Here is an 8,363-nt window from a genome sequence, read left to right on the forward strand (position 1 = left end):
CTCCAATAGTCAACGTAGTCCTTTATTATATTCTCAAGTTCGGCAGCGGTGAGGGGTTGTTCCGTCCCAATCCTACTCTACTCTTCCAGAGCGCCTATTAGCGGTCTGCCAGATTAGTTTGACCATATCCAGTACTCTCTGCTGGTCTTCATCGCTCAGTTCCTGAAAGTAGCCCACTAACTGCATGATCAGTCTGTTCTTCAGCAAGTCAGAAACATCCGGTTGTTCGCTTTCGCCAAGCAGGTAATCAACCGTTACCGATAAGGCATCTGCCATTCGTCCTAGCATCACGCGCCCTGGTTGACGCTTTCCGCTTCTGAAATAGCTAATAGCAGACCTGGTGACGCCAAGCTTATCTGCGAGTTGCGCAGCTGTTAAGGCCTTGTCAGCCATGGCTTGATCTAAGCGTTTGATTAGGAGTTTGCGGTCGCTGCTTTTTGCGTCGGTGTACCCACCCTCTTTAGTATCCATACCCCCTTCTATAGCATCTGTGTATCCGCTTTAGCAAGAAAGGTTGTTGACTAGAAGTCACTTTTTTCTTGACGTGGGTGCGTTTTGGAGAGTATAGTTAACTATAGGTTTACAATAATGGTGACTGCGGGTTTGCGAGGGTGCTATGAAGGCAGCTGAAAGTTGGAAGGTCTGGATTTCTCAAAATGTCTTTCTTAACCTTGATGAATTGTCTGTGGAGGCTGCTGAGGCTTTGTTGGCCGTGGCGGAAAAGGACACTAAATCATATGTGAGACTTGCAAGCTTTGCACTGGGGTTGAGGCGTGCCAAGACCGGATTGCCTGCTCCCGGTTCACAGAGGGAGGTCCTGGGTTTTGCGCTTGAGTTACGGGTCAAGTTGCAGATGGTTCATGATGGCATTGGCGCATTGCCCCACCTCGCACTATTTGAGCTGTCGGGAGATGCACTTTTCAAAAGTGCCTCGTTTGTACAAGCACGGTTGTTTTATGGGAAGGCTGGTGGGACGGTATGAAGAAGCACCTTGTCACACTACACTGTGGTCGCGAGATGCTGGTCACAAATGCTGGCCAGCGTTACTGTAACCGTGACTGCGCAGCCTTTTTCGTGACGCGGCGCCACACTGCGAAATCCGCCAAAAAAGTGGAAAAGGTTGTGGTTACGCAGGCCCTCGTGGTTGAAAGCATAGACCCACAATGGGGTAACGCGAAGGTAACTCGAACCTCCCAAGGCTATCGCCTGCTGACCCTGTACTTCCCAAGCATACGAAAACGTATCAGTCGGTTTGAGCACATTGTTGTCTGGGAAAGGTGCCACGCGCGAAAGGTGCCAGAAGGCTGGGTTCTTCACCATGTAAATGAGCATCCTTTAGATAATGATCCATCTAACCTGGTTGCTTTGCCGAAAGGCTTACATCGCGAACTGCACGTACGACTGAAACATCTTGCGCAGTCTTGTACAGGCATCGACTACATCGTTAATCGCTACAGGCTGACTCGGGACTTTGTTCGGCGGTCCACAGAGTTGGACGACCTACGTAAAGGCTGGCAGTTGGAAGGTTAAAGGAAGCAGGGATGGCGACAAAATATATAGTCACAATTGATATCAGGCGAATACGCCAAGCGCTTCACCTGACCATGAGCCAGATGGGCATGTACATCTCGATCTATTACAAGGGGTTAGTGAAAAAAGCCGTTCCCGGGACGCGTGTCAATGAGTGGGAGTTCGGCTACAGGCCTGTGCCGGACTATGTTTTCACGGCGAGTGCCAACCTTTTGTTGGATAGTTGGTCCGAAGACCGTCATAGAGCTCCGAAGGGGAAAAGGGGTGAGGTGGACGTTTACTACGCCACTGCTCTGAACGAGCCTCTGGGTGAACTTTTTAAAGTCGAACTGGCTCTGGGGGAAAGTTCATGCGCTGACCAATGTGACATGTACAAACGCGTGCGGATCGCGCGGATAGCGCAACAGCGATATCTGGAGAATTTGCTGGGCGTAAGGATGTGGTACGTATTTGCCGAAGAGTTGGGGCCAGAACCCAGCTTAGACAGGGAGGACCTATATGGCTAAAACCTTAGAAGAGATTATGGCAGAAGCGATAGCGGGAAGCATTTGGGCAACCCCACCGCCTTCTGAGCAGCCGTCAATTAACCTCATCCGGTGGTCTGTTATGGCAGCACAGACCGGAGAGCGGTACTTGGTTGGGTACAACATGGAAGATCGCGAAGGACGGGTAAGTACCCCAATAACAAGCTTTGACGCATCTAAGGCTGAAGCGGTTACCAAGTCTGGCAGAGTATACAGGCTGAAGGGGAAGCCAGGGGCTGACCCTGACGGACAATATGTATGGTCGCACGTCTGTCGTGTCAGAGCTATTGTCGCCGATAATGTATCAGCCGAGTATGAAACTGCAATAGCACTCCTTCACGAAAACTCAGATTGTCTGTGCATCGATAAAGAGCCGGTAGGTGAAACTCCATGAAATTGATATTTTGCGCAAGCTGTCGTGACATTGTGAAGTTAAGGCTGGGTACCTACCGCACTTGCTTTTGCGGAGAATCCGGGGGAAGGTACATTGACAGGGTAAATGCTCATATCGGAGGAAAGGCTATCCCCTTGGGGATCAGGAACGACGAGTTTTATGCAGCCATCAGGAACCAACCGCGCGAAGGGGCTGGCGAAGAGTTTTGTGCATTTGTGATTGCTGAGGAATGTCCAACGATAGAGGTGGTTCAAAACGAGGCAGGGGGCTGAGGAGCAAGTGGCCACAATAGGACTGTTCAAGATTCCTGTTGGGGACGGGGTAATTATCGATCTATCAACCGGAGGAGATGATGGCAATCATCGTAGGCGACGTTCATGGCAACGTCGAGAAGGTTCGGGCATTCCTTGAGTATCGGCCCGACCAGGAACATATCGCTTTGGGCGACTATCTGGACTCTCCCTTGGAGCCACTGCAACGCCAACTGGAAGCCCTGCAACTACTCCTAGATAGTCCCACTGTGCTCCTGTGGGGGAACCACGATCTGCACTACCTAGTGCCGCCACCTTTCCGCTGCAGTGGATTTCAGTATCGGGAAACGGTGATACAAGAGGTCGTCGAGGTAAACCATAGGCGATTCGTCGCGGCCTACGTTGTGGATGGTTGGCTCTGCACCCACGCAGGGTGCAGCACAAAATTGACTTTAGGGCAACCCGCTCAACAGGTCGCCACCAGGATCAATGAAGCAATGAACGGGTGGCTCTACCGTGGGGAAAACCACAGCATTTTCGATATAGGGATTGCCAGGGACGGAGCAGCGGCCCTTGGCGGATGCTTTTGGTTTGACCTGAGGCAGGAAAAACTCTGGCTAGATACGGGGATTCATCAACTTTTCGGGCACACCTCATTCGAGAAACCCGAGGTGGCTGAAAAATATATAGCGCTGAACACAGAGAGCAACAGGGAAAGTGTCTTTTTGTTTGACACCCAGACGAGCCAAGTCATCGCGCTACCGCTACCTGATCGACGTAGACGATGCACCAGGTGCTTACTGCTGGCTGACTATCTTAATGAAGACGGAACCTGTACGGATTGCGGGCGACATGAATGACGGTGCAATGGGTGGTATAGGTGCATAGGCAAGCCCGCCGGCTGGTGTCAAATTGGGGTATACCGAAAATACACAGTAAATGCAGTTCTGAAAAGCGTCAGAATGTGGTCCCTTGATTGTTTTCTGACATGGTCGCAGTGAAGGTTTAAGAGGAACCCTGACACTTTCTGGGAAGCTGGAGGTTCACATGAAGGGGCAGCGGGTAGGGTACATCAGGGTTTCGTCGGAAGAGCAAAATATTAACCGACAGCTTGAAGGTCTGAACCTCGACAAGACCTTTACGGACCGTCTCTCCGGAAAAGACATGAACCGTCCCGAACTGAAGCGGATGCTCGAATTCGTCAGAGAAGGGGATTTGGTCATCATTCACAGCATGGACCGACTAGCCAGGAACCTCGACAACCTGCGGAAGATGGTCAAGGATCTCACCGACCGTGGCATCAAGGTACAGTTCATAAAGGAGAATCTGATCTTCAGCGGCGAGGACTCGCCTATGTCGAACTTGCTGTTGTCCCTCCTAGGGGCTGTGGCAGAGTTTGAGCGAGCACTGATCCGCGAGCGGCAGATGGAAGGCATTGCCGAAGCCAAGAAGAAGGGAGTCTACGGCGGCCGGAAACGAGTGCTGCAACCCGAGCAGGTTGAAGACTTGAAGCGGCGGACCGCCGCAGGGGAGAAACGTGCCGCTCTTGCCCGCGAGATGGGTATCTCGCGTGAGACTCTTTATCAGTACCTGCGTGTCTAGAAGGTGGCTCCAGTGCCTTTTCTTGACATATGCAAGCATGCAGATTTTAGGAACACCCATCCTCTTTTCATCAACATCCCGTCCGATTTCCTGCCCTGTCCTTTCCAATGACTAAATCTGGTATAAGCAACTCCTGCTCTCCTATCTTAAGACAATAAAAGCAGTTTCGGGCGCATGAGCAGTATGTCAGTCGGCGGGATTTTCAGGCGATTGTGCGCACGTCCGTTCACCTCCACTGCTCTTTTAATACTGCACAAACTATACTGCCCCCCCCCGGACAGTCAACTTCCGTTCCCTGGGCTAACCTGCGCGTAAGACGTCAACAAACGCAAGGCGTTCCATAGAGAGGGGCGGCCGTTGCCGCTGCCTTTGGAACCGCTCGAGACATGGTTTTGAAAGCGTTTTTGTTAGCCGCTGGGGATTGTTACCTCTCCAGTGTCCGTTCCCACATCTGCGAAAACACAACATTTTACCACTAGTTGCTGAACCCTTTGCTATTGACAAATCTCCCGAGAAAAGGTATTAACTTTTTCATTTGTGTTGTCTAGGAGTGTTTTTGTCGTGGAAAGGTGTGTTAGATTCAGAGGCTGTCTGCTGGGTTCTTGCCTAGCAGATAGCCTTTTTTTTCGCGATCGATAAAGTAGGCGAGTTTTCTTGATCCTTGTTCTGAACGTTGTGCCATTGTGTGTGCTGAAACCACATTTCAGGCCATGATTTAAATCCGAAAAGCTTGACCTGGAAAGTCTGCAGGTGCTCACCTAATTTTCGGCCGTGTGGCCCTCGTTAACGCTTGGGAGGCGAGTAATATGTTCTGTAGGGTCATCGGTAGAGAATCCTTGGGCATAGGCAAGATCGTTTCTTCCACAGCCAGGAATGCGACCATCGAGTTCTTCATATCACCGTGCGACCCCCCTTTGGTGCACGAACATCCCAAGAACCAGGTGGTTAAGATCGCCCTTGCACAGGAAACGCGTGTCTATGTTCAGGACCAAAGAACTAACTTATGGATGGCGGGAAGGGTGCTGGTCGCCGGGGACGATGAACTCCGGGTACAGTTCCCGAACAACTGCATTGCTACACTAAGTAGTGATGCCGTCCACGTACGTTGCAACGTGCCGATCGTCGATCCTGTTCCCTTCCTCTCTCGATTCATAAACTACACACCTCGCTTCTCCGACTCTAGGCGAAAATTCGTGAAGGCGGTTCTGGACCAAAGGCGTGCCTGCCGGGGGATGTCTGCACTACTCTCCTCCTCCATTGAATTGGAGTCCCATCAGGTGCGCGTCGTCGAGCGTGTCCTCAAGGATCCGGTGCAGCGTTACCTCCTTGCGGATGAGGTTGGGCTTGGGAAGACCGTAGAGGCCGGCATTATCATTCGCCAGTGCGTGCTGGACAATCCAGATCATTTCGTCGTGGTCGCAGTTCCCGCCCACCTCGTTGTGCAGTGGCGCTGCGAACTTTCACAGAAGTTTCTGCTGGACTACGCGCTGGACCGCAGCGTCTTCATCATTGATCTGGATGACGACGCAGCGCTTCAGCGCTTCCTGCCCAAGACGAAGATGCTTGTAGTGGACGAGGTGCACCAATTGGTGAAGGGGATAAACCTCAGAAACCCCTCCGCCCGATTTGAAATGGTCCGGGAGGCAGCCCATAGAGCGGAGCGTCTCCTCCTCGTGTCGGCGACCCCGGTTTTCGGCAACGAGGCTAGCTTTCTCGCCATGCTACACCTGCTTGATCCCGTCATCTACTCGCTTTCCGATCTGGAGACGTTCCAGACCAAAATCGCAAACCGGCAACCCCTGGCACACCTTATCGCGGAGCTTTCGCCCGACAACATCATTTTCCTCGGGGATGTGATCGACAAGCTTACGGCAATGTTTCCTACTGACCCGCTCCTCAAAAAGTACGCGAAGAGTCTTGAGAGCATGCTGGCGGACTTCCCAGTGGAGGCGGACGAGGATATTAAAGAGGCGATTACCGCCATCCGCTCACATGTTTCGGAGACGTACCGACTGCACAGGCGCATCCTTAGGAATCGCCGCAGCAGCGTTCATGATTTGACTCCTGAAAGAATCGGTCTTAAAACCGCCACCTATAGGTCCGCTGAACGCGCTGCTGTCTTTGCGCTGTTGGAGCAGTGGCGCTCTTCGGCTGCGCTCTCGGTGTACCGTGAAGAGGAGGGAAAGCGCGCTGCGGTTCTCAGTGAACTCTTCTTCCTCTTTCTTGAGGCCCTAATAGCCTCGCCTCAAGAACTCCTTTCTCTGGTGGAAAAACGTCTAAACGGCGCTGCGGATAAAGCGGGGGCGGCGGCACTGCTTTATCCGGGGGAGAGGGAGACCCTGCTGCAACTTAGATCAGCCACTCTTGAACTATGCAGAGATGACGCGAAGCTGCACGCTCTAGCCGATCTCCTGGAACGACTGGTAAACTCCAGAGGCAAGCAGGTGATTCTGTTTTGCACCTACCCGGGCACGGCGTCTGAAGTCACAGAATTTATAGAAAAACGGTTTCCGGGAAAGGTCGCTACGCACCAGCCTTCCTCCGACTGCTCCGTTGAAGGGATACTGAAGGATGCCAACTGCGCGATCCTTGTCTGTGATAGACGCGCTGAAGAGGGGCTCAATTTACACCAGGGGAGCCAGGAAAAGGTCATGGTCCACTACGATCTTCCCCTCTCCCCGAACCGCCTGGAGCAGCGCATCGGCAGATTGGATCGTTTCGGTTTCCTAGGTGACATCCTCTCTCATGCAGTCGTGTGCCAGGATGACGTCTACGAAACCCTGTGGAGCGCATGCCTTGAGGACGGCTTTGGCGTCTTCCACCAATCGATCGCTACGATGCAGTACCTCATCGACGCGGAGATGGCCAGTTTGCGACGGGAGGTCCTGGTGCAGGGAGGCGATGCGGTCCAGGCGTTGACCTTGAGGCTGGGGGGAGAGGCCGGCCTAATGGTGAAGGAGTTGCAAAAAATCGAACTACAGGACCAACTCGACGCCATGCAGGATGAACCGTTACAGGCGTTCGACGACCTGGAGGACGTAGATGGCGATTGGAAAGGGATCCAGGCACAGGTCGACGCTTGGGTCGAGCACAACCTCCTCTTTGAGAAGGTTCCCCACCATATAGAGGGGTTCGCCCCGCCGGATCGGGTATTTCGCTTTCAGTACAATCACGATCGCAACCGTAACACGTTGGTGCCGCTGGACCGCTTCATGGAGAAGTTCCTGCCGGTCATCGACCTGAAGGCTAGGGGAGGGGGTTCTCAAAAACCGCGTTCATTTCCCTTCTCCTACCGTCGCGAGACTGCGGTGGCCAAGGGGTTGCAACTGTTGCGGTACGGAAACCCCTTCATCGATGGCATGATGGACTTCACTAGCCAAGACGACCGCGGGAAAAGCTTCGCGTTGTGGCGTTATGCCCCATCCTATGTTGCCCAAGAGGAGGTGGACCACTTCTTTCGCTTTGACTTCACGGTGGAAGTGGACCTAGCCACTGCGATGTCCCTTGCAAAGATGATGGGATTGCCTAATCTGAGGACGATCCACCAAGCCTTGCGCCGCCAGGGGGATATCACATTGCCTCCACTGTACCAAACGGTTTGGCTGAATGCTGACTTTGAAGTCCCGGACACACAGTTGGTTGAATCTCACTTAGAGCTCCCATATAGCAAGTTGCCGCGTCGGGATGGTTCCTACGACAGAAACCTAAACCATCACCGCTGGGAGACGATCATGCAAATGAACTTCCCTGTGATTAGGCAATGGGATCAGGTTTGTGCCGCAGCCCGCAGCGCCGCGGTAGCCGCCTTCAGGGAGGCGACCAACCTTGACGAAGAGCTAAACGACATCCTGGTGGAACTTTCGAGCTACGACGAAATCCACTTTGCCCAGAGGCAGAGTCGCCTCTCCCTTCTTTCCAAGAAAGAGCGGCAGGGGGAAGAGAGGGAAATAGAGACGGAAAGGCTGCTGCGGGAGGCTCTTGTCAAAGGAATTGCGACCCCCAAGATATCCCTTGACTCCGTGGGTGCTGTCTTTCTCTCCAACAACGATCCTTTCAGGTAGT

At 52.9% G+C, this 8,363-nt stretch carries 7 protein-coding genes; 6 read left to right on the forward strand and 1 reads right to left on the reverse strand.

Annotated features, from left to right (window positions below; genetic code table 11):
- Positions 1 to 72: 72 nt before the first annotated feature.
- Positions 73 to 471: a helix-turn-helix domain-containing protein gene (locus H7687_RS18985; RefSeq protein WP_183350334.1), complete on the reverse strand. Its 399-nt coding sequence runs from the start codon at positions 469 to 471 to the stop codon at positions 73 to 75.
- Between the two features lie 145 nt (positions 472 to 616).
- Between H7687_RS18985 and H7687_RS18990 the strand changes: the two genes are divergently transcribed.
- The 6 genes from H7687_RS18990 to dpdE all read left to right on the forward strand — a co-directional run bounded on the left by H7687_RS18990 (position 617) and on the right by dpdE (position 8,362).
- A complete protein-coding gene (locus H7687_RS18990) occupies positions 617 to 982 on the forward strand; it encodes a hypothetical protein (protein ID WP_183350336.1) in 366 nt (121 codons plus the stop codon).
- Complete coding sequence (locus H7687_RS18995; protein WP_183350338.1) at positions 979 to 1,530, forward strand: HNH endonuclease signature motif containing protein; 552 nt, start codon at positions 979 to 981, stop codon at positions 1,528 to 1,530. Before H7687_RS18990 ends, H7687_RS18995 begins: the two co-directional genes overlap by 4 nt.
- 11 nt (positions 1,531 to 1,541) lie before the next feature.
- Positions 1,542 to 2,036, forward strand: coding sequence for a hypothetical protein (locus H7687_RS19000; protein ID WP_183350340.1), 495 nt, complete (start codon positions 1,542 to 1,544; stop codon positions 2,034 to 2,036).
- 764 nt (positions 2,037 to 2,800) lie between these two features.
- The gene (locus H7687_RS19005) at positions 2,801 to 3,559 is read left to right on the forward strand and encodes a metallophosphoesterase family protein (protein WP_183350342.1); all 759 of its coding nucleotides are present in this window, start codon (positions 2,801 to 2,803) and stop codon (positions 3,557 to 3,559) included.
- 187 nt (positions 3,560 to 3,746) lie between these two features.
- A complete protein-coding gene (locus H7687_RS19010; RefSeq protein ID WP_183350344.1) occupies positions 3,747 to 4,301 on the forward strand; it encodes a recombinase family protein in 555 nt (184 codons plus the stop codon).
- A gap of 806 nt (positions 4,302 to 5,107) precedes the next feature.
- On the forward strand, positions 5,108 to 8,362 hold the full coding sequence (dpdE, locus tag H7687_RS19015) for a protein DpdE (RefSeq protein ID WP_183350346.1): 3,255 nt from the start codon (positions 5,108 to 5,110) through the stop codon (positions 8,360 to 8,362).
- Position 8,363 lies beyond the last annotated feature (1 nt).

Origin of the sequence: Geomonas paludis (assembly GCF_014193585.1) — a bacterium.
In the GTDB taxonomy this organism is placed as follows: Bacteria; Desulfobacterota; Desulfuromonadia; order Geobacterales; family Geobacteraceae; genus Geomonas; species Geomonas paludis.

Bases quoted from the DNA above. Each gene is read 5' to 3' on its own strand.
- H7687_RS19000 (WP_183350340.1), top strand. From the start codon at position 1,542: ATGGCGACAAAATATATAGTCACAATTGATATCAGGCGAATACGCCAA.
- H7687_RS19005 (WP_183350342.1), top strand. From the start codon at position 2,801: ATGGCAATCATCGTAGGCGACGTTCATGGCAACGTCGAGAAGGTTCGG.
- H7687_RS18985 (WP_183350334.1), bottom strand. From the start codon at position 471: ATGGATACTAAAGAGGGTGGGTACACCGACGCAAAAAGCAGCGACCGC.
- dpdE (WP_183350346.1), top strand. From the start codon at position 5,108: ATGTTCTGTAGGGTCATCGGTAGAGAATCCTTGGGCATAGGCAAGATC.
- H7687_RS18995 (WP_183350338.1), top strand. From the start codon at position 979: ATGAAGAAGCACCTTGTCACACTACACTGTGGTCGCGAGATGCTGGTC.
- H7687_RS18990 (WP_183350336.1), top strand. From the start codon at position 617: ATGAAGGCAGCTGAAAGTTGGAAGGTCTGGATTTCTCAAAATGTCTTT.
- H7687_RS19010 (WP_183350344.1), top strand. From the start codon at position 3,747: ATGAAGGGGCAGCGGGTAGGGTACATCAGGGTTTCGTCGGAAGAGCAA.